The following is a 21,104-nucleotide window of genomic DNA, read 5'->3' as shown; positions in this document are numbered from 1 at the left end:
GGGCCTCCGGCTTGCTTAGTCCAGGTCCGGCATCAATTCCTTCAGAATTTTCTGGGCGGCTACCGAAATAACCGTCCCCGGCCCGAATACTCCTTTCACACCCGCATCGTACAGAAACTGGTAGTCCTGCGCCGGGATGACTCCTCCGGCAATGACCAGAATGTCGTCGCGCCCGATTTTCCTGAGTTCTTCGATCAGCTGAGGAATCAGTGTCTTATGTCCGGCGGCCAGGCTGGAGACGCCCACCAGATGCACATCGTTCTCCGCTGCCTGACGGGCCACCTCCTCCGGCGTCTGGAAGAGGGGTCCCATATCGACGTCGAAGCCGAGGTCGGCGAAGCTGGTGGCAATCACCCTGGCTCCGCGGTCGTGACCGTCCTGGCCCATTTTGGCGATCAGAATCCGGGGCCGGCGGCCTTCCCGCCCGGCAAAACGGTCGGCCATCTGCCGGGCCGCCTGAAAGTTCTCGTCGTCCGACACCTCGGCCGAGTAGACGCCCGAAACGGCGCGGATCGTAGCCTTATGCCGGCCAAATGCTTTTTCCATAGCCATCGATATTTCTCCCAGCGTCGCCCGGCACCGGGCCGCTTCCACCGCCAGCGCGAGCAGATTACCACCCCCTTTCTCCCCCTCCTTGCCAAAGAGGGGGCCGGGGGGTAGTCCGGCCGCCTGCGTGATTGCTTCCAGGGTCGCTTCCACTTTCTGCGGGTCCCGCCGGCTTTTTATTTCCCCGATCCGCCGGATCTGGGTTTCCCGGACGGCGCGGTTATCCACTTCCAGTAATTCGATTTCCTTCTCGCTTTCGGGCCGGTAACGGTTGACGCCCACGATCACCTCACGGCCTGCATCGATCCGTGCCTGCTTGCGGGCGGCCGCTTCCTCGATCCGGAGTTTGGGCAGGCCGGTTTCGATGGCCCTCGTCATGCCGCCGAGTTCTTCCACTTCCTGAATCAGTGCCCAGGCTTTCCGGATAAGCTGATCGGTCAGATACTCGACGTAATACGATCCTCCCCACGGATCGACCACCCGGGTGACGTCGGTTTCGTGCTGGATGTACAGCTGGGTGTTCCGCGCGATGCGGGCCGAGAAATCGGTGGGCAGGGCGATGGCTTCGTCCAGCGAATTCGTGTGCAGCGACTGGGTATGACCCAGCACGGCCGCCAGCGCTTCGACGCAGGTGCGGGCCACGTTGTTGAATGGGTCCTGCTCGGTCAGGCTGTAACCGCTCGTCTGGCAGTGCGTCCGCAGGGCCATCGACTTCGGATTCCGGGGATTGAACTGCTTCACCAGCGTCGACCAGAGAACCCGAGCCGCCCGCATCTTGGCAATTTCCATGAAATGGTTCATGCCGATGCCCCAGAAAAACGAGAGCCGGGGCGCAAACTGGTCGATGTTCATGCCGGCGTTCAGGCCGGTGCGGATGTATTCCAGCCCGTCGGCGAGCGTATAGGCCAGTTCCAGGTGCGCCGGGGCCCCGGCTTCGTGCATATGGTAGCCGCTGATGCTGATCGAGTTGAATTTGGGCATGAACCGGCTCGTGAAGGCGAAGATGTCGCCGATGAGCCGCATCGACGGCTCGGGCGGATAGATGTAAGTGTTCCGGACCATGAACTCCTTCAGAATGTCGTTCTGAATCGTTCCGCTCAGTTGTTCCGGCCGGACACCCTGTTCCTCGGCGGCCACGATGTAGAACGCCATGATCGGGATGACGGCGCCGTTCATCGTCATCGACACCGACATCTGATCGAGCGGGATCTGGTCGAAGAGGATCTTCATATCCTCGACGGTATCGATCGCCACCCCGGCCTTCCCTACATCCCCGACCACCCGCGGGTGGTCTGAGTCGTAGCCCCGGTGGGTCGCCAGATCGAAGGCGACCGACAGGCCCTTCTGCCCGGCGGCCAGGTTCCGGCGGTAAAAGGCGTTGGATTCCTCCGCCGTCGAGAAACCGGCATACTGCCGGATCGTCCAGGGCTGCGTCAGGTACATACTGCTGTACGGCCCGCGCAGGTAGGGGGGCAGGCCGGCGGCAAAGCCGAGGTGCTGAGCCTCGGCCAGGTCGCCGGCCTCGAAATGCGGTTTCAGCCGGATGCCTTCCGCCGTGACGGGCGGCCGGGCAGATGAACCGGAGGCCGGTGAGCCGGCGGTCGAAGGAGTTTGTATTGAGTTGAAATCAGGTCTCATACGGTAGAATCAAAAGGGACGGCTCATTCGAAACCCTCGGCCAGTCGGCGGTTTGGCGAAACCGTTGCGGGCCCTGGGGCGGAGTCGCCGGCGGCCGGGGCTTCGTCGTGACGGTATTTCGTGACCCCGACCAGCACCCGGCCGTTCTCAACGGCTTCGGTTCCGGCCCGGAACGACGCGTCCAGTTCTTCCTGAACAAAACCATGTTCGGCCGCTTTCGCCAGACCGCCTATGGCCTCCACTTTCAGGAAAAGCTGCCAGGCCGATTCCGTCAGCCGATGCGTCAGGGTTTCGAGAAAATAAGAACCGCCTGCCGGGTCGAGCACCTTATCGAGCTGGGCCTCCTCCTTCAGCAGGAGGGAGAGGTTGCGGGCAATCCGTTCCGAAAAGGCGTCCGGCTTCTGAAATACCGCGTCATAGGGGTGAACCGTCAGCGCGTCGCAGCCGCCGATCACGACCGACATGGCTTCGGTCGTGGCCCGCAGCATATTGACATAGGGCGTGGCCGCGGCATCGTGGAAAGCGGAGTTCCGGCCGAGGAGGAACAGCGGCCGGCTTTCCGAAACGCCATACTGGCCAAGCAGGCGCAGCCAGAGTACGCGAAAGGCCCGGATTTTGGCGATTTCGGTAAAATAAGAGGGTCCGACCGCCACCGTCACCATCGTTTTGGAGAGCAGTTCATCCAGTTTCAGGCCCGCTTCCGTCAGGTGGTCGTACCGATCCACGAGGGCGCCGAGGCCGAAGGCTAGTTCCTGAACGGCGGTCGCGCCCTCATTATGAAACCGATCCGTTTCGATGCCGATTGTCCGGAACAGGGGCGAGTCCAGAGAGGCCTGCGAGGCCCGGGCCACGCTTTCCGGATCATCGTCCAGGAAACCGCCTTTCAGCTGGTAGGGCAGGAGGTTTTTCAGGAGGTCCATCAGCGAACCCGCCTGGCCGCTTACCCTGAACCAGACGGGGGTGTCGCTCAGCCGGAGTCCATTTAACAGACGCGCCCAGTCGATCCGCCGAACATCCCGATCGGCCAGATTCAACAGGAAGCCGTCGGCTCCCCGGGTGAGCAGGTCGCGGAGTTGCCGGTTCGTTTCCGTCTCGTCGGCGGGTGTCACCTCGGGGATGTTCAGCCAGCCGGGTGTCCGGCCGAAAATCTGGGCGGAACGGATCTCGCTAAGGTTCAGAGAAGCCAGGTCTTCCGAGGTAAAGTAAGGGTCGAGGTCGAAGCCTTCCGGGCTGCGCCACCGGAGGTTTTCTACGGCTTTTCCTTTCAGGTCGGCCGCGACCTGTTCGAGCCACCGGGCTTTGTCGGCCGGGTCAAATATCTCGGACAATTTCAGGTCGGTTAACGGCATAGATGTACCTATTCGATGGACTAAACGCCTATTTTAAAGATATTCGGCCCTTTTTTGAAAACCGGTGTCGGTTCCCGCTTCGGCCAAAGTTAGGGCTTTTTAAAGTAAAGGCCCACTGACGCCGGAGTTCCCGGCAGTCGCGTTGCATTATTTTTATAAACTATTTCGACGTATTGACAGCCAAAAAAAATGCCCTTATTTTTAACCATCCGGAGATGGTCGGGCTGTCTTGTCTGCTCTGATTTTTTTTCTACTTTTGTCTCCCTTTTTCACCCACCGGGCCGGATTGTCCCTGACAATTTTGCTTTGATTTGGAGAGATGTAACCGTGAACGTACACGTACCACCCAGCATACAGCGCGAAGCAGTGACGGTTTGGAACCGCTGCCTCCAGGTGATTCAGGAGAACATCCCGGACCAGAGTTTTCAGACCTGGTTTACGCCGATCGTTCCCCTGCGCCTGAGCGGAAGCGAGCTGACCATCCAGGTGCCGAGCCAGTTCTTCTACGAATGGCTGGAAGAGAACTACGTGCACATCCTCCGGAAAGCGCTCGACTTCGCCATCGGCCGCCACGGACAGCTTCAGTATTCGATCATCGTCGACAAGGGCGATGAAGGCAGCCGCCCGCTGACGGTCAACGTCCCGACGACCAAATCTCCCCAGAATTCCAAGCCCGACAACGTCAACGCCGACATTCTGAAGAGCCCGTTCGAGATGAAAGACCTCGACTCGCTCCAACTGGACTCCTATCTGAACCCGGCCTACACCTTCGACAATTTTGTGGAAGGCGACTGCAACCGGCTGGGCCGCTCAGCGGGTTTCGCGGTGGCTCAGAATCCGGGTACGACCGCCTTCAACCCGCTCATGATCTACGGCGGGGTCGGACTGGGCAAGACCCACCTCGTCCAGGCCGTCGGTAATTATATCAAGAATAACAATCAGGACAAGTTCGTCCTCTATGTCTCCTCGGAGAAATTTACCAACCAGTTCATCAACGCCATCCGGACCGACACGCTGCGCGACTTCATGAGTTTTTACATGCAGGTCGACGTGCTGATTATCGACGACGTGCAATTCTGGGCCGGAAAGGAAAAAACGCAGGAAACGTTCTTTCATATTTTCAACCACCTTCACGGCGCCAAGAAGCAGATCATCATGACCTCCGACCGCTCTCCCCGTGAGTTGCAGGGCATGCAGGACCGGCTTCAGTCCCGCTTTAAATCCGGTCTGACGGCCGACCTTCAGCAGCCGGACCTCGAAACCCGCATTGCGATCATCCAGAAGAAGTTGCAATCGGAAGGGATCTTTATCGAAAACAACGTCATCGAATACCTGGCCCACAGCATCAACACCAACGTCCGGGAGCTGGAGGGCGTGATCGTGTCGCTGATGGCCCAGGCTTCCCTCAACCGCCGGGACATCGACCTTGACCTCGCCCGGAACACCCTGCGCAACATTGTCGTCGACTCCGACAAGGAAGTAACGATCGATTCGGTGCAGGAATACGTTGCCGATTACTTCAAGATAACCGTTGCCGACCTCAAGAGCAAGAGCCGGAAGAAGGAAGCCGTCTTCCCCCGGCAGATCGCCATGTTCCTGGCGAAGGAGAAAACCGAGCTTTCCCTCAAATCCATCGGGTATCATTTCGGCGGCCGCGACCACAGCACCGTGATCCACGCCATCCAGACCATCAGCGATCTGATCAATAACGACCCCCAGACCCGCGAAACCGTCGAGAAACTCAAAAGTCTCTTCAAGTGACGGATTGACATCCGGTTCCGAATGCCGTCCGATACTTTTCGGTCGTTCCGGCGTCAAAAAGGAGGATGTCCGAACGTTACTCCCTCTCTTTCCTACTTCGTCACGAAATCGACGAAATCCGTTACGACCGCTGCATTGCCCGGTCCCCGCAGCGGCTGATTTACGCCTTTTCCTGGTATCTGGATGCCGTTTCTCCCGGCTGGGAGGCCCTGATTCTGGGCGATTACGAATGGGTAATGCCCCTGCCGGTGCGCCGTCGCTTCGGGGTCAGGGCGGTGCTCCAGCCTCTGTTCTGCCATCAGCTGGGCGTATTCGGTGACGGAAAAACGCCCGACGCCGGAATAATCCGCCGGTCGACGGAGGCCCTCCGAACCCATTTTCGGTACGTGCCCGCCTATCATCTCAACGCGGCCTGCGCCCCGCTGCTGTCTGGTGCGGCAGGGAGTGGCCCGGAAACCAGGACTAACCACATCCTTGATCTCAACCGGCCGTATGAAACCATCCGGGCCGGCTATTCCCACGGACGGAAACAGGAACTGAAACACCGGGAGGCTCTTTCCACGACGATTGCCGATACCGACCGGGTCGAACCGCTGTTCGCGCTTTTTCTGGCCTATAATACGGCGGGCATCGGCCCTATTGCTCCCCACGCCGGTGCGACGCTGCTGCGGCTGACGGATGCGCTGCGGGAACGCGGCCTGCTGCGGGTGCGGGTGGCGCTGCGCGAGGGGCGGGTCGAAGCGGGCTGTCTGCTGATTCCCGACGAGAACCGGGTCGTTCACCTGTTCTGCGCGGCCAGTCCGGCCGGCCGGCAGTCGAACGTGCGAACGGTTATTCTGGACGGCCTGATCCGGGAATATGCAGGCCGGCCGCTGGTGTTCGATTTCGAAAGCCCGGAAGCGGCCGGCCCGGCCGCCTATAACCGCAGCTTCGGGGCGTTGCCGGAGCGGTATGCGCGGATACGTCATAACCATCTCCCCGGCCCGGTCCGCTGGGCCAATGCGCTCAGGAGGAGCCTCTTCCGATGATTAAAATTCGGTATCTATCCCGTGAGCAGTTGAATCCGGTCGCCTGGGACGAGTGCGTGGCCGCTTCCACCCAGCGTCTGGTGTATGCATTCTCGTGGTATCTGGACGCCCTGACGACCGGGCCGGGAGCACCGCACTGGGGCGGTTTTGTGGCCGAAGGCGGGGGAGGCTATCGGGCCGTGATGCCGGTGGTCTTTTGCCGGAGGTTTGGCTTCTCCTGTGTCTATATGCCCGATTACTGCCAGCAGCTGGGCATTTTCTGCCGGGAGGACTGGCCGGTTTCGACAGGGTTTCCCGTTTTCCTGGAGCATCTGACAGCCCGGTTCCGGTGGGTGGCTGCCTACCGGTTCAACGAGACGAACGAGCAGGAACTGGATTTTCCGCCCGGATGGCCGGTCACGAAGCGAATCAACCACATTCTCCCGCTGACAAAACCCTACCCGGATCTTTACCGGGGCTATGCAACCGACCGGAAGACCAATCTGAAAAGGGCGGAAAACGTGGGGTGGCGGCTGGAAGACATCACCGACATCCGGCCCCTCCTCGGGCTGCACCGGCAGCACAACGAACAAAAAGCCACCGGCGGCCTCCGGCTTGACCTGCGTATTTACGATCGATTTGCCGCAGCCGTTGATCAGCTGGTGGTGCGAGGAAAGGCCCGGATTCGGATGGCTCATTCGGCGGACGAAAAGGCTCCGCAGGCCGGCGGGCTGTTCGTGCACGATGGAAGCCGGATCACCTATCTTTTCAACGGCGCGTCGGAGGTGGGCCGGAAGCGGCAGGCCCGGTTGTGGATGATCGACCGCCTGATCCGGGCGTCGGCGGGCCGGCCGATCGTGTTCGATTTTGAAAGCCCGGCCGTGGGGGCGGAATCGGTTTGGGCGTATTACGGCAGTTTCGGGGCCGAGGCCCGGAGCTATTCGGAGATCGCCTATGACCGGCTGCCGGGGCCGGTGCGCTGGGCCCGGAAAGCAAAAAGGGCGATGACTCGCCCTTTTCGTTCTTATCGTTTATAAAACCGGAGGTCGTTCCGGAGACCGGAGTGCTTTTTCAGATCCATCTCCATCGAGCCGACCCACAGTTCGACTTCGACCTTGACCGGGATTTTGTTGGCGTCGTCCGAAACCCAGATCCGGATGGCGTCCTCGCCCTTGAAGAGTTTATTTTCGGGCATGATCGGGTTGAGTTTGATGACGTTGATCGACCCGAATTTGGTTTTCACGACATCCTTACCCCGGTAGCGAACCCGCATGTTGTAGATTTCGTCGTCGAAAAAGGCCGGTACCTCCACGATCTGGCCGATGTTCAGGCGGTTGAAATCGATGGTGCGGAGGTAGTAATAGCCGCTGATGACGTCGTGCACGTTGTCGGGCACCTTGAATACTTCCTTCTCCTTTTTTTCTTCGGAGTGCACCGTGTTGTTGTGGTGATAGAAGGTAATGCTTTCTTCTTTCCGGTGATTTCCCTCCTCGATATGGCTGAAAAATTTCTGTGGTAAAATGGCGGTGGTGTCGATATACGAACGCCAGGTATCCCGGATGCGGGTCACCAGGTCGAAGGCGCCGACGGTCCGGCCGTAGACGTTGACGCGGTAACAGGGCCGTTCGTTGACCTTGTATACGGTAGGGGCGACGTCGACCACTGCTTCTGCCGCGTTGATGATGCCGTAATGGACTTTATATTCCAGATGTTCACCGGCCCCGAAACTGGTATTGACCACCCGACGGTACGTATGTTCCGGGGTCAGCGCAACCTGGGAGAGGGCGGCTATGATTAGTATGGACAGGATAAGGACTACCTTTTTCATGATCGCTTGAACCACGGTCCGTGCGAAATTACGACCTTCCGGCGGTGATCGCTCACAGATTTTGACGAAGCGGCAGAAACCCGGATTCAACTGTCGAACCCATGCCGTCAAACGGGGCTACTCACCTGGAAATCATAACGACGGATACGTCTTTTTCAGGTATGTCAGGTATTGGTTAAAATTACCGTTAAATTTTTCCTCAAACTCGCGACGGAAGCTGTTTTGCTGCTGCCGGTAGGTTTTATACCCCACGAAATAGGCGTTGTTCGGTAATTCCCGCCGGATGGACCGGCGCCTTTTCGTGACCGGCCCGACCGTTGGCCGATTCGACGGTACGTCCACGGTATCGACCGTTTCCACAATCTGACGAATCAGTGTCCACTTTTTACTTTCCCGGACCCCCGTGGGCGTGGCGGGGTTGTAAGCAGCGTACAAACTATCCAATTTCCGGGTGCCCCGCAAGATATGTTCATCATAGCGTTCCCCGTACACTTTATTTTCCAGATAAGCCAGAGTGGTGGGTGACTGCGCCCCGTATTTCTGGGTCAGAAACCGGAGGGCGCCGTATTCGCCGACAAAATCGGCCAGATTCTCGTTATACTCCAGATTATCCTTCACAAACAGCGTGCCGTGTGTGAGTTCATGGATAATCAGTTCCGCGAGACTTCCCTCCGGGCGTGAAAGCATGGAGGAAAGAATGGGGTCGCGGAAAAATCCTAATGTCGACCAGGCGGATACCTCATTTAAACGCGTATCGTAGCCCTGTTGTTTCAACTCGGCAATTTCCCGCCCGGCCCGATCGTACTCGAAAAAGCCTTTGTAGGCAAAGGTGCCGATGACCGGGAATTGCCACTCCTTGGCCGCCAGGCGGTATTTCTCCGCAGCCACGACGACCCAGAGGATCGGCTTTCCGTGCTGGTCGAAAAACGTGGTATAACTGCCGGACGGATTCAGGCCGATCGAATCTATGGCATAACGCTTGATTTCCTGTATAAGTTCTATTTTCCGCTTCAGCGAGTCGGGGAAGGACGCGTCCGCAAGCACTTCCTCGACCGGCCGGGTATTCCACAGAATCCGGAGTTGCCCCTTCGCCTGCATCCATCCATACGCTACCAGTTCATGATACCAGACACCCAGCACAATACATACCCCTAAAAGCCCGAGCAAGATTTTCCGAATCATGCACAAATGTAGGATTCCCGTTCAATTTTTCTTAAACGGCCAAATCCCTGAAATGTCACCGGAGCCGCCTTTATTTCGTAAAGGTGAGGTAGATCCCCTCCGCGTGTTCGAAAAGCCGGTTTTTCAGGTCATAATGCGGCTCGAAACGGAGCGTGACCACCAGCCCGTCGGCGATCTTTACGTCTTTCAGAAAACGCACGATCAGCAGGCGACGCCGGGCCTCCCGGTAGGTACTGCCGAACCGCCGGGTCGCACTCTGGTAGAGATCCCCGCCGTATTCCGCCCGGTAGTCGTTTCCGTTCCAGTAGCTGACCAGAACCGTCAGCGGCTTCAGCCCCAGCGTCAGGTTCGGATAAAAAGCTCCGCCCGACCGGAGGCTGTCGGCGTTCTCCCGATACCCGGCCGCGTACGTATCCAGCCGGACGGTCCGGATGAACCGGTCGGGGCGGTTTTGCCACGAAAGACTAAGACCGGCGGCCGCATTCAGTGCGGTCCGGACCGGAAGCGGACTCCGGATGTTCTGGCCCCCGGCGTGAAAAGCCGTTGCCTGGAGCGGGACGGACAGCCGGAAGCCCGGCCGAAGCAGCAGCGGAAGCTCAGCCGAAACACCCCCCCAGAACTGTTCCTGACGGGTGTACCCCGGCAGTGTATTCCGGGGGTAACTGATCCAGAAGTCGAAGAAGGTGCGGTCGGTGCGGTGAATAACCTGAAGACCGTTTTCGATGCGTTGCCGGAGCAGCCGTTCGAAGTGGTACAGCGGTTCGATCAGGCGGTGGGACACCGAGCCTTCCAGGGTTCCGAAGAGAAAGTCCCAGTGGCGGTGGCGGAACCTGACGGTGAAGGTCGGGGCAATTCGGGCGATGCGTTCCTGGCCGAAATCGTTCTGCAGGAAGACGCCGGCTTCGAGCAGCACGTGGGGCGCCGGCTGGTAGGCTACGCGCGGGTTGAGCTGGTTGCCGAAAAGCGTGTAGCCGTCGGCCAGGGGGCCGAAGTATTCGTTGTTTCGGACAAATCCGAGGCTGTGGAAACGGAAAGAGAACCGGCCGCTGCGGGTGGTGTCGGGTAGGGAGCGCTGTTCCAGCGCCCGGTTGTCGGGCTGGGCGGGGCAGAGGGCCGGCAGCATCAGGAAGGAGAGGAGGGAGAGGGCGGCTTGCCGGGTACCGGTTTTTGAAAAAAAGGCGGTTAGGTTCCGCTGCGTCCGTTCCATCCGTGTTTTCCTCAGGGGGTGTAGTCCTGTTATTTGTAACCGTTTTTTGGAGGCTTGCAAATTAGATGTTTTCGCTTCGTGAAGTGTGGTTTCCCGTCCTGATTTTTATGAGATTATTTTCCAAAACTACGATTGGAAATCTGGCCGGAAAATCGTAATTTTATAAGGTTAAAGACACAAAAAATCATCTACGGAGTAAACAAATCACATGGCACAAGCAACCGCTAATACGGCTAACGACAGCAAGCTGAAAGCCCTGCAAACCACCATTGAGAAACTGGACAAGGCATACGGAAAAGGTACCGTCATGCGTCTGAGTGAGAGCAAGGTAGTCGACGTTCCGGTCATCTCGACGGGATCGCTGGGGCTGGATCTGGCGCTGGGCATCGGTGGTGTACCTCGCGGCCGGGTAGTGGAAATCTACGGTCCTGAATCGTCAGGGAAAACGACGCTGACGATGCATTGCATTGCCGAGGCTCAGAAGAGTGGCGGTCTGGCCGCTTTTATCGACGCCGAGCACGCGTTTGACCGCGTTTATGCCGAGAAGTTAGGAATTGACACCAATAACCTGCTCATCTCGCAACCCGACAACGGGGAACAGGCGCTGGAAATTGCCGAGCACCTGATCAGCTCCGGAGCCATCGACATCATCGTCATCGACTCGGTGGCGGCTCTGGTTCCGAAAGCTGAACTCGAAGGCGACATGGGCGAAAGCAAGATGGGTCTGCAGGCCCGGTTGATGTCACAGGCGCTCCGGAAACTGACCGGGGTCATCAACAAGACCGGCTGCTGCTGTATCTTCATCAACCAGCTGCGCGACAAGATCGGCGTCATGTTCGGGAACCCCGAAACGACCACCGGCGGTAACGCACTGAAATTCTACTCATCGGTTCGGCTCGACATCCGCCGGATCGGTCAGATCAAGGACAGCGACGAGATTCTGGGGAACCGCACGAAGGTGAAGGTCGTCAAGAACAAACTGGCCGCTCCGTTCAAAGTAGTCGAATTCGACATCATGTATGGTCAGGGTATTTCCAAAGTCGGTGAAATACTCGATCTGGCCGTCGAACTGGAGATTATCAAGAAATCCGGTTCCTGGTTCTCCTACGAAGGAAACCGGCTGGCTCAGGGCCGTGACGCCGTCAAGGAACTGTTATCCGATAACCCGGAACTGATGAACGAACTCGAAACCCGGATTCGCGCCAAAGTCAACTCCGACGAAGAAGCCCTGCTCGACCCGACAGGCAACGTCGAAGACGACGGTGAGGATACGGTCGAATAAGCATAATTTTCTGATTATTGTTTGACAAATGAAAGAGATGGCCGGTAGTGTACCGGCCATCTCTTTTTTTATGGGTCATGGTATTAAAACTTCGTCCCTTCCGGATTTTAAAATTCCAAACTTCTCCCCGATTTCCAGGAATAATAGATGAGAAACAGGGAGCTAATCATGAACAGGAAAGAAGAAATAAAAAACCAGTGATTTCTGGCTACAGCTTCCGATGAATAGCCGGCTGGAAACAGAACGATCCCGGTATGAATAATTGGTATCCACAGGAATACGAACGGGAGGACTGTCCAGATTATCCTTTGAGGAAGACCCATAAAGAGCCGGAAGTACAGATAAAACCAGCTGGCGATAATCAATAAACAGGTGAGTTTTATCCACCACTCCTCAACAATAAATCCGGCCAGTAGCCAAATCAGGATGGGCAAAGACCATTTTGAGTCATCTTTAGTAATAGCCGAAAAAACGGTTATTGTGGTGAAACAAAAAATCCTATCAGTAGATTTCTATTGTGGGATGGTAAAAAAGAGAAGTAATTCTTCATTGGTAATGGACGGAATTGGAATGCAGGACAAAAGAAACTTTAATGGATATAATCCCTTCTATTTAACTATTTATTTCTCAACCCTTTCGGCAGGTAGCTTAATCATGTTATAAAGCAGAAGTAAGGCGTTTAATAGACATATTCCGGAAGGGACAAAAAACCAAAGTCCTGTAGTAGTTTGCAGTTCGATTGGTTTACCCGAAAGAAGGAAAACTCCTTCCTGAGCAACCATAGCGGATAAGATTCCGAGAGAAGTTAATGTGATTTTGAAATTAAATTTGCTACTAAAGCATAAACTGGATATATATAGAAAGCTTAATAAACCGCAAAAGCTGAAAACCTTTTCAAGCCATGTGCCGGCTGTTAACCGCAAGGCTGTCCAAATAATTACGGGCAGATCCCAAACTGTATCATCATAATGAATAAAACAGTATGAGACTATCGTTAGCAGGGCAAGTGCCCTGCTAACGATAGTATTTGTTTTGTGGAGATTGAATACTGCCATAAGTTTGGGTCCTGGAGCTTACTAAGACGTAGCTGTTGGGATATGACGCCTTGTTGCTACTCCGCCGTGTATAAATTCAGATTCAGGACGCCGGGCCTCCGGCGTGGTTTGTGAATTGAATCCTACCTGACCCGCCATCCAATTCTGTTCCGATCCACTAATTCAAATCGAAAGTAAAAATTTGGTTTTGTTAGCACCTGAGTCGCTCCAGCGACCCGAATATCTATGATTTCTTACGGCCGGGTTATTACCGAACGCTGAAACCAAGTCCTGCCGTCCATCACTTGACCATCAGCGGAGTGTTAGGCTGGTCGCTGTCGTAGACCCAACCGCCGATACTGTTGCAATCCGCTCCGTCGAGGTGGCCCTCATAATTCCTCGATAGCCGGCGGCCCCGGGCGTCGGTCATTGAGGGGTGAGGCCGGTTCGGCGGAGGGCGACAGGCGCATCGTCAGGCGGGTTGCTTCCACAAAGAGGCTGGCCGGGGTAGCCGTTGCCGGTCCGCGCAGTAGGCGGAAGGGTGGGACTGGCGGGCCGGGGAGAGTTCGGTGCCGATCAGGTCGTGGTATTCTCCGCCGGTGGGCACGAAGCCTCGGGATACAGCAGCTTGAGCCTGAAAACACGAGCTTGATCGAAGGTTTCCATCAAAGCGGAGGACACCGGCTCGTAAGTGGCCATAACGGGCGGCACCCCGGACCGCAAAATGAAACCCGGAGCAGATGGTCCCGGCAGATTGAATGATGGATTTTCGCGGCAGATGTCTTTCAATGGTAATAGCCCTGATTGCTTTTTCAACGTTGTCGTCAAGTTTGACAATTGTGTTGAGATATTGTATAAACTCATTCATTATTTGTAACTTAATTAATTGAATATAAAATAGATAGCCATAAACTTAGCGTTTGTTCCGGAGGAAAACTAACCGGGATGATTACTGTTTTGCAGAATGATTGCAGGAGAAGTCAAACCAGGATCCTGACTGACAGAGAGAAGATACGGCAAAGCGGTCAGTTTTTTCCGGAATCCGTCTTCCCCAGCCAATAGAGAAAACCAAACGAACAAACCAGAAAGAGACCGGCCGAAATCAGGAACCACCGGTTTCGGTATTCCAGATCGACCGCGTTGCCCCAGAGCAGGTTGTAACCCATATAAATCACCGGTATCCAGAGGGCGAAAATGGATAAAATCTTACGGTTTTTCCGTCCGCCCGTGTTGACCAGCTCCTGCGTGAAAAGATACAACAGGGCCGAGAAATTGAGGAGAAAGACCAGCTTCACGTACCACATGCCGCTCAGGAAGCCCAGCAGTAACCAGACAATGACCGGCAGGTTGTCGTTCGCATCGTTGAAGGTAGTGGTCGTGTAGAAAATCAGAGAGAGCAGGCAGAACAGCCGGGTCAGCGCGCGGTAGATGTCCTTTTTCGGAACGGAATTGAACGATCGTTTAAAATCTTCCATAAGCGGTAATAAAAAAGCAGCCCGAGGCTCCAAAATACTACCTTCTTCCGTACCTACCCGATTCTGCCGAAAAATTAGCCCAACAAGAAAGCCCCGGTTACAAAACCGGGGCTTTCTGACGGAGTGGTCAGACTTCAGTTCGCCGGAAGCCGCAGCATGCCCTCGATCAGCGTCACGGCGCGGCCGGCCAGCTTCACCCGCTCGCCCTGCAGGCTGACCTTCAGAATACCGCCCCGCTGCGAAGCCTGATAAGCCAAAAAGTCGGTTTTACCCAGCCGATCCGACCAGTAAGTGGCCAGACAGCAGTGGGCCGAGCCCGTCACGGGATCCTCATCGATGCCCGACTTGGGGGCAAAAAAGCGGGAGATAAAATCGAACCCGGAGCCGGGATTGGCCCGGGCGGTGACGATGGTATTGTCAAACTGCGCCAGCGCCCGGAAATCCGGCGCCATCGTCCGGACTTCCTCCTCCGTAGTCACTTCGATCAGATAGCGGTCGTGCATGAAATACGCCGAAACCGGACGGACGCCCAGCGCCTTCGGCAGCCCCTCCGGCAGGTCGGCCCGGCTGCCGAAGCGGGCGGGGAAATCCAGCTCGATCCAGTCGCCGGGGCCGGCCGTCGCCCGCAGTTCTCCGCTCAGGGTCTGGAAGCGAATGGGGGTGCCGGGGGCGATGCGGCCGGTTTGCCAGAGAACGTTGGCGCTTGCCAGCGTCGCATGGCCGCAAAGCTCGACTTCGACCGTCGGGGTGAACCAGCGCAGCCGGAAGCCGTCCTGTTCCGGCCACAGAAAGGCCGTCTCGGACTGATTGATTTCGGCCGCCACCGACCGAAGCTGATCGTCGGTCAGCAAAACGTCGTCCAGCAGACAGACGCCGGCCGGGTTGCCGGCAAAGGCGCGGTCGGTGAAGGCATCGACCTGAAAATAAGGAACGTTCATAGGTATTTGTCGGAAATGGTTTCAATAGGCGGTTAACCGGCGGTGGTAATTGACCTGCCCGGTATGATAAGATAGATGAGCCAGCAGGTGGGTCAGCACCAGCCCGACGGTCTGATCCGGCTGGATGGACAGAACTTCGGTCCGGTAAGGCTCGTTGAGCCGCGCATTGTCCAGCCGGCTAAAGGTATCGGTCAGCTGTTGGCCCAGCTCCTCCAGAACCCGGTCGAGGTCGGCCTGTTCCAGATACCGGTCTGCAAACTCGGCTTCCCGGTTCCGGACGTAGGGAAAACCGCCCAGTTCCAGACCGATGTAGGTCTTCAGATTGCCGATCAGGTGCTGGGCCAGGTTCCCGGCGGAGTTTGGAATGGCGCCCTGCCGAACCCAGATCGAATCCGGTGTGGGGTACTGACGAATCTCGTTGGCCAGTCGTTGCAGTTCGCGCCCGAAAAGGGTGGAGAAGTGGTTCGAAGTCATGCCACAAAGGTCGGGCGTCAAAAGATTGGAAAACAGATTCAGTTTTTTAAATTTCGACCATAACAGATAGAACGATGAAAACGTTTGACGCGGACCTGTCCGCCGATTTCCTGTACGGGCAGATCGCCGGGCGGTTCGGGCACCTGATCACCACCGGAACCCTGAAAATCGGTGATCGGCTGCCTTCACTGCGGGCGCTGAGCGAGGAGTACGGTATCAGTCTCAGCACGGCTTTCCGGGCCTACAGCGATCTGGAAGCAAAAGGGCTGATCGAAGCCCGGACGAAATCCGGCTATTACGTCTCGTACCGTGCCCACCTGCACGCCCCGGTTTCGGCCGGCCGGCCGTCGGTCAAAGACCCGGCGCCGGTCAGTGTCGACGACATGATCGCCCAGGTGACCCGAAACCGGAACGCCGAGGGAATGCTGGAACTGGCCCTGGCCACCCCGGACCTGGAACTGCTGCCCCGGAGCAAACTGAACAAAGCGATGGCGGAAGCCCTGCGCAGCCACCCGTCCGGCTGTCTGAACTATGAGGACGTGCAGGGAAACCCGGTTCTGCGGAAACAGATTGCGCGGCATGCGGTCGCCGGCGGCAGTATGGTCACCGAACAGGAGGTGGTGACAACCCACGGATGCCTCGATGCCCTCCTGCTCTGCCTGCGGGCGGTTACGAAACCGGGGGATACCGTGGCCATCGACAGCCCCACCTATTTCGGTATTTTTTCCGTGCTTCAGGGACTGGGGCTGAAGGCGCTGGAAATCCCGACCGATCCGGGGGCGGGCCTGGATCTGAACGCCCTGGAAAAGGCCCTGAAAACTGTTCGGATCGCGGCCTGCCTGCTGGTGCCGACCTTCAACAACCCGACGGGAAGCTGCCTTTCCGACGATCATAAACAGAAGCTGGTCGGCCTGCTGGCCGAACGGGAAATTCCTCTGATCGAGGACGACATCTACGGCGATCTCTACTTCGGAAAACAGCGCCCCCGCACCTGCCACAGTTTCGACCGGAACGGGCTGGTGCTGCTTTGTTCGTCGGTGTCGAAAACCCTGGCGCCGGGCTACCGGGTCGGGTGGTGTCTGCCGGGGCGTTTTCTGGCGCGGGTGGTCGATCTGAAGCGCTGGAGCGGAGTGACGTCCACCACCCCGACGCAGGTGGCGACCGGGCTGTTTTTTGAAAACGGCCGCTTCGACCTGCACCTGCGGCACCTCCGCCGGGCCCTGCATACCCAATGTCTTCAGTATAGCCAGGCCATTTCGGCTTTTTTCCCGGACGACGTTCGGGTGACGCGGCCGGAAGGCGGCTATGTGCTCTGGCTCGAAATGAACCGCCGGATCAATGCCTATCATCTGTTTCAGGAAGCACTGAAACACGGGATCAGCATCGCGCCGGGCCAGATTTTCAGCACCGACGGGCGTTTCACCCATTACTTCCGGATGAGTTTCGGCAGGCCGTTCGATGGGCGGATTGAAACGGGACTCCGGCTGTTGGGTGAACTGGTCGGAAAGGGGCGTTGACCGGCAGGCCGGAAAAAGAAAAAGCCGAACCCGGTGGTTCGGCTTTCTGATGGATCAGGCCCGGTTAACGGTCGGCCATCGGTTTGAATTCGCGGAGCGTCGGGCCGGTGTAGATCTGGCGCGGGCGACCGATCGGTTCTTTCTGCTCCCGCATCTCCACCCACTGGGCAATCCAGCCCGGCAGGCGGCCGATGGCGAACATGACGGTAAACATATTGGTCGGAATACCGAGGGCGCGGTAGATGATCCCGGAATAGAAATCCACGTTCGGGTACAGCTTCCGCGACACGAAATACTCGTCGTTCAGGGCGGCTTCTTCGAGGCCTTTGGCGATCTCCAGAACCGGGTCGTTGACGCCCAGCTTGTTGAGGACGTCGTCGGCGGCTTTCTTGATGATTCGGGCGCGCGGGTCGAAGTTTTTATAGACCCGGTGGCCGAAACCGAACAGCCGGAAGCCGGTTTTCTTGGCGTTCTTGGCCATATCGACATATTTGGCCACGTCCCCGCCGTCGGCTTTGATGTCTTCCAGCATTTCGATTACCTCCTGGTTGGCTCCTCCGTGCAGCGGTCCCCACAGGGCGTTGATGCCCGCAGAAATCGAGGAGTAGATATTGGCCCGCGACGAACCCACCAGCCGGACCGTCGAGGTCGAGCAGTTCTGCTCGTGGTCGGCGTGCAGGATCAGCAGTTTGTTCAGCGCGTCGGAAACGACCGGATCGACCTGATAGTCCTCCACCGGCAGCGCAAACATCATGTGCAGGAAGTTGGAGCAGTAGTCGAGGGTATTTTTCGGATAGTTGACCGGGTGACCCTGGGATTTCTTGAAGGACCAGGTGGCGATGGTCGGCAGTTTCGCCAGCAGGCGGATGATATGCATTTCCGTCTGGTCCGGCGCCTTTTCGTTGTAGGAATCCGGGTAGAAGGCACTCAGGGCACTGACCAGCGACGACAGCACGCCCATCGGGTGAGCGTTGTTGGGAAAACCTTCGAAAATTTTCCGCATGTCTTCGTTCACCATCGTATGCCGCCGGATGCGGTCTTCGAAGGTGGCATATTGTTCCTGGGTCGGAAGTTCCCCGTAGATCAGGAGGTAGGCGACTTCCAGAAAGCTGGCTTTATCGGCAAGGTCTTCGATGGAGTAACCGCGGTAGCGGAGGATACCCTCCTCACCGTCCAGAAAAGTGATGGCGCTTTGCGTGGCGCCGGTGTTTTTGTATCCTTTATCTAACGTGACATAGCCCGTCTGATCGCGGAGGTTGGAAATATCAACGGCTTTTTCATTTTCGCTACCTACCACAACCGGAAACTGGTAGGATTTACCATCGACAGACAATTCGACGAAGTTTGACATAGAAATCGGTCTGTGGTATTGGGTTCTTTTAGATTGGCGTGCAATTTATTTCGTAAATCGATTGAATCGCACAATTCAATGTAAAATCTTCAAAAATACGAACGGATAACGGCATTTAAAACGGAATACCGACCGGCATTTTGTCACCTGGCGGTTCGGCTGGCACTTTATTTGAGCGAGAAAGGTTCTATCTACTGAAGTACCAAACAAGAACTGATGTCTTTTACGAAATTGAACCTCATCGAGCCGATTCTGAAGGCTCTGAGCGAAGAAGGTTATACCACCCCCACACCCATTCAGGAACAGGCGATTCCGGTGTTGCTCGAAGGCAGAGACCTGCTGGGCTGCGCCCAGACCGGCACCGGCAAAACGGCCGCCTTCGCCATCCCGATCCTCCAGCTCCTGAATGCCCGCAAAACCGCCGACCGTGGTCCCCGACCGATTAAGGCCCTGATCCTGACGCCCACCCGCGAACTGGCCATCCAGATCGGCGAGAGCTTTGCCGCCTATGGCCGCCATCTGCGCCTGAAGCATACCGTCATTTTCGGGGGTGTTTCGCAGCACGCCCAGACGCTGGCCCTGAAAAACGGGATCGATATCCTGATCGCCACCCCCGGCCGTCTGCTCGACCTCATGAACCAGCGGTTCGTCCACCTTCAGGACATCGAACTGTTCGTGCTCGATGAAGCCGACCGAATGCTGGACATGGGATTCATTCACGACGTCCGGAAGGTGATCGCCAAGCTGCCCAGCCAGCGGCAGTCGCTGTTTTTCTCGGCAACCATGCCCCCGGATGTGGCCAAACTGGCCGATACCATCCTGAAAAAACCGGCCAAAGTGGAAGTGACACCCGTATCGTCCACCGCCGAAACCGTAAAGCAGTCGGTGTATTTTGTCGATAAGGACAACAAGCGACGACTGCTGATCCACGTCCTGAACGACCCGTCGATCGCTTCGGCGCTGGTGTTCGCCCGGACGAAGCACGGCGCCGACCGCGTGGCGAAGGACCTGACCAAAGCCGGCATCCAGGCGGAAGCCATTCACGGCAACAAGTCGCAGAACGCCCGCCAGCGCGCCCTGTCCAACTTCAAAGCCCGGCAGACCCGCGTTCTGGTGGCTACGGACATTGCCGCCCGGGGCATCGACGTCGAGGAACTGTCGCACGTGATCAATTACGAACTGCCGAACATCCCCGAAACCTACGTCCACCGCATCGGCCGGACGGGCCGGGCCGGCAATGAAGGCGTGGCCCTGTCGTTCTGCGACGCAGAAGAAAAAGAGTTTCTCAGGGACATCAACAAGCTGATTGCCCGCGCCATCCCCGTAGTGGAAGACCATCCGTATCCGATGGAGGCAGGAGCCTCGGCTCCCGCACCGGTTCAGCCGGAACGCCGGTCGTCGGATCGCCGTTCACCGGATAGCCGGTCTTCGGACCGTCGGCAGCCGGATCGCCGGTCGCCGGATTCCCGACAGGAAGCTCCGAAACCCGCCCAGACGCAGAACGCCGGCACGGAAAGCTCCGCCCGCCGGGACGGCAAACGCCGGTTCTGGCGTCGTTAAATACTGACGACCGCGTTTTTTTTCCGCACGGTCAGGTCCGGGGGGAGGTGCGCCAGCACCTCCTGCTTCAGCGCGTCGATGAGTTTCCGTTTCAGAAAGCTGCGGTGCAGAACCAGGCTGACCTCCCGGACCGGCTGCGGGGCCTCGAACGGACGCGTCCGGGCCTTCCGGCCCTCGTCGAGGTCGAGGGTCGCCAGATACGGAAGCAGGGTAAAACCGTCCTGCTTGTCGATGAGTTTGATGAGGGTTTCCAGCGAGCCGGTTTCGTAGTGCAGCGGCTGGGCGCCGTTCAGTTTGCGTTCCGTACCGCAGAGGTTCACCACCTGGTTCCGGAAGCAGTGGCCCTCGGTCAGCAGCCAGAGCCCGTCGGCTTTCAGGTCGGCGGAGGAAATGGCGGGTTTGCGGCAAAGGGGGTGCGAACCGGCCGCATACAGCATGAACGGCTCGTAGAAAAGCGGTATTTCCACGATGCCGTTCTCGGCCAAGGGTGTTACCACGATGCCCACGTCGAGCAGGCCGGTTTTGAGCCGCTCCAGAATCTGCTCGGTCATCAGCTCCTGAATATGCACCGTAATGGCCGGGTACCGGCTCATGAACTCTCCGATGAAATACGGCAGCAGGTACGGCGCCAGCGTCGGGATGATGCCCAGCCGCAGTTCCCCGCTGAAATCCTCCTTCGACTCTTTCACGATCTCGGGAATCCGCTGCGCCATCTGCAACACCTCACGGGCCTGATTCAGGATCCGCCGGCCGGTTTCGGTCGGAACCACGGGCTGCCGCGAGCGGTCGAAAATCAGGATGCCCAATTCATCTTCCAGCTTCTGAATCTGCATGCTTAAGGTGGGCTGCGTGACGTGGCAGTGTTCGGCGGCCGTGGCAAAATGCCGGTAGGTATCGACCGCCACGATGTATTCGAGTTGAGAAAGTGTCATAGAACGACGTGGACAGGGGGGCG

19 protein-coding genes are annotated in these 21,104 nt (G+C 57.5%); 6 read left to right on the top strand and 13 right to left on the bottom strand.

Going from position 1 to position 21,104, the window contains the following annotated elements; translation table 11 throughout:
- Positions 1 to 15: 15 nt before the first annotated feature.
- Positions 16 to 2,184: a methylmalonyl-CoA mutase gene (gene scpA, locus DX909_RS09250; RefSeq protein ID WP_128544850.1), complete on the bottom strand. Its 2,169-nt coding sequence runs from the start codon at positions 2,182 to 2,184 to the stop codon at positions 16 to 18.
- Between the two features lie 23 nt (positions 2,185 to 2,207).
- Positions 2,208 to 3,533: a methylmalonyl-CoA mutase family protein gene (locus tag DX909_RS09245; protein WP_128544849.1), complete on the bottom strand. Its 1,326-nt coding sequence runs from the start codon at positions 3,531 to 3,533 to the stop codon at positions 2,208 to 2,210.
- 351 nt (positions 3,534 to 3,884) lie between these two features.
- Between DX909_RS09245 and dnaA the strand changes: the two genes are divergently transcribed.
- The 3 genes from dnaA (at position 3,885) to DX909_RS09230 (ending at position 7,338) form a co-directional block, all read left to right on the top strand.
- Positions 3,885 to 5,294 (top strand): chromosomal replication initiator protein DnaA, encoded by a 1,410-nt coding sequence (gene dnaA, locus DX909_RS09240; RefSeq protein ID WP_128544944.1) that lies wholly within the window; start codon positions 3,885 to 3,887, stop codon positions 5,292 to 5,294.
- 65 nt (positions 5,295 to 5,359) lie between these two features.
- Positions 5,360 to 6,322, top strand: a complete 963-nt coding sequence (locus DX909_RS09235; RefSeq protein ID WP_128544848.1) for a GNAT family N-acetyltransferase — start codon at positions 5,360 to 5,362, stop codon at positions 6,320 to 6,322.
- Complete coding sequence (locus DX909_RS09230; RefSeq protein WP_128544847.1) at positions 6,319 to 7,338, top strand: GNAT family N-acetyltransferase; 1,020 nt, start codon at positions 6,319 to 6,321, stop codon at positions 7,336 to 7,338. Before DX909_RS09235 ends, DX909_RS09230 begins: the two co-directional genes overlap by 4 nt.
- Here DX909_RS09230 and DX909_RS09225 read toward each other — a convergent pair.
- The 3 genes from DX909_RS09225 to DX909_RS09215 form a co-directional block, all read right to left on the bottom strand.
- Positions 7,326 to 8,129, bottom strand: coding sequence for a DUF3108 domain-containing protein (locus DX909_RS09225; protein WP_128544846.1), 804 nt, complete (start codon positions 8,127 to 8,129; stop codon positions 7,326 to 7,328). The genes DX909_RS09230 and DX909_RS09225 overlap by 13 nt on opposite strands.
- 132 nt (positions 8,130 to 8,261) lie before the next feature.
- The gene (locus DX909_RS09220) at positions 8,262 to 9,311 is read right to left on the bottom strand and encodes an aminopeptidase (RefSeq protein WP_128544845.1); all 1,050 of its coding nucleotides are present in this window, start codon (positions 9,309 to 9,311) and stop codon (positions 8,262 to 8,264) included.
- 70 nt (positions 9,312 to 9,381) lie between these two features.
- Positions 9,382 to 10,518 carry a lipid A deacylase gene (locus DX909_RS09215; RefSeq protein WP_128544844.1) on the bottom strand — a complete coding sequence of 379 codons (1,137 nt, stop codon included), beginning with the start codon at positions 10,516 to 10,518 and terminating at the stop codon, positions 9,382 to 9,384.
- A gap of 208 nt (positions 10,519 to 10,726) precedes the next feature.
- On the opposite strand from DX909_RS09215, the gene recA reads away from it, so the two are divergent.
- On the top strand, positions 10,727 to 11,800 hold the full coding sequence (gene recA / locus DX909_RS09210; RefSeq protein ID WP_128544843.1) for a recombinase RecA: 1,074 nt from the start codon (positions 10,727 to 10,729) through the stop codon (positions 11,798 to 11,800).
- Between the two features lie 620 nt (positions 11,801 to 12,420).
- Here the strand turns inward: recA and DX909_RS09205 are convergent.
- From DX909_RS09205 to DX909_RS09185, 6 genes are all read right to left on the bottom strand, one after another.
- Complete coding sequence (locus tag DX909_RS09205) at positions 12,421 to 12,855, bottom strand: hypothetical protein (protein WP_128544842.1); 435 nt, start codon at positions 12,853 to 12,855, stop codon at positions 12,421 to 12,423.
- Between the two features lie 280 nt (positions 12,856 to 13,135).
- Positions 13,136 to 13,264, bottom strand: a complete 129-nt coding sequence (locus DX909_RS29995; protein ID WP_262707508.1) for a hypothetical protein — start codon at positions 13,262 to 13,264, stop codon at positions 13,136 to 13,138.
- A 146-nt stretch (positions 13,265 to 13,410) separates the two neighbouring features.
- Positions 13,411 to 13,650 carry a hypothetical protein gene (locus DX909_RS09200; protein WP_128544841.1) on the bottom strand — a complete coding sequence of 80 codons (240 nt, stop codon included), beginning with the start codon at positions 13,648 to 13,650 and terminating at the stop codon, positions 13,411 to 13,413.
- A 209-nt stretch (positions 13,651 to 13,859) separates the two neighbouring features.
- On the bottom strand, positions 13,860 to 14,309 hold the full coding sequence (locus DX909_RS09195) for a hypothetical protein (protein WP_128544840.1): 450 nt from the start codon (positions 14,307 to 14,309) through the stop codon (positions 13,860 to 13,862).
- A 134-nt stretch (positions 14,310 to 14,443) separates the two neighbouring features.
- Positions 14,444 to 15,247, bottom strand: coding sequence for a PhzF family protein (locus tag DX909_RS09190; protein WP_128544839.1), 804 nt, complete (start codon positions 15,245 to 15,247; stop codon positions 14,444 to 14,446).
- 21 nt (positions 15,248 to 15,268) lie between these two features.
- A complete protein-coding gene (locus DX909_RS09185; RefSeq protein WP_128544838.1) occupies positions 15,269 to 15,721 on the bottom strand; it encodes a DinB family protein in 453 nt (150 codons plus the stop codon).
- A gap of 74 nt (positions 15,722 to 15,795) precedes the next feature.
- Here DX909_RS09185 and DX909_RS09180 point away from each other — a divergent pair, with 74 nt between their 5' ends.
- A complete protein-coding gene (locus DX909_RS09180) occupies positions 15,796 to 17,238 on the top strand; it encodes an aminotransferase-like domain-containing protein (protein WP_128544837.1) in 1,443 nt (480 codons plus the stop codon).
- Between the two features lie 64 nt (positions 17,239 to 17,302).
- Here DX909_RS09180 and DX909_RS09175 read toward each other — a convergent pair whose 3' ends face one another.
- Entirely contained in the window at positions 17,303 to 18,589 is a 1,287-nt protein-coding gene (locus tag DX909_RS09175) for a citrate synthase (RefSeq protein ID WP_128544836.1), read from the bottom strand.
- Positions 18,590 to 18,805: 216 nt separating this feature from the next.
- Between DX909_RS09175 and DX909_RS09170 the strand changes: the two genes are divergently transcribed.
- Complete coding sequence (locus DX909_RS09170; protein WP_128544835.1) at positions 18,806 to 20,149, top strand: DEAD/DEAH box helicase; 1,344 nt, start codon at positions 18,806 to 18,808, stop codon at positions 20,147 to 20,149.
- Here DX909_RS09170 and DX909_RS09165 read toward each other — a convergent pair.
- The gene (locus DX909_RS09165) at positions 20,146 to 21,081 is read right to left on the bottom strand and encodes a hydrogen peroxide-inducible genes activator (RefSeq protein ID WP_128544834.1); all 936 of its coding nucleotides are present in this window, start codon (positions 21,079 to 21,081) and stop codon (positions 20,146 to 20,148) included. The genes DX909_RS09170 and DX909_RS09165 overlap by 4 nt on opposite strands.
- Positions 21,082 to 21,104: the final 23 nt, after the last annotated feature.

It is taken from the genome of Larkinella soli (genome assembly GCF_003703975.1).
Taxonomy (GTDB): domain Bacteria; phylum Bacteroidota; class Bacteroidia; order Cytophagales; family Spirosomataceae; genus Larkinella; species Larkinella soli.
Note: the sequence above shows the minus strand (reverse complement) of the source record. Positions and strands in the feature narration are given on the sequence as shown.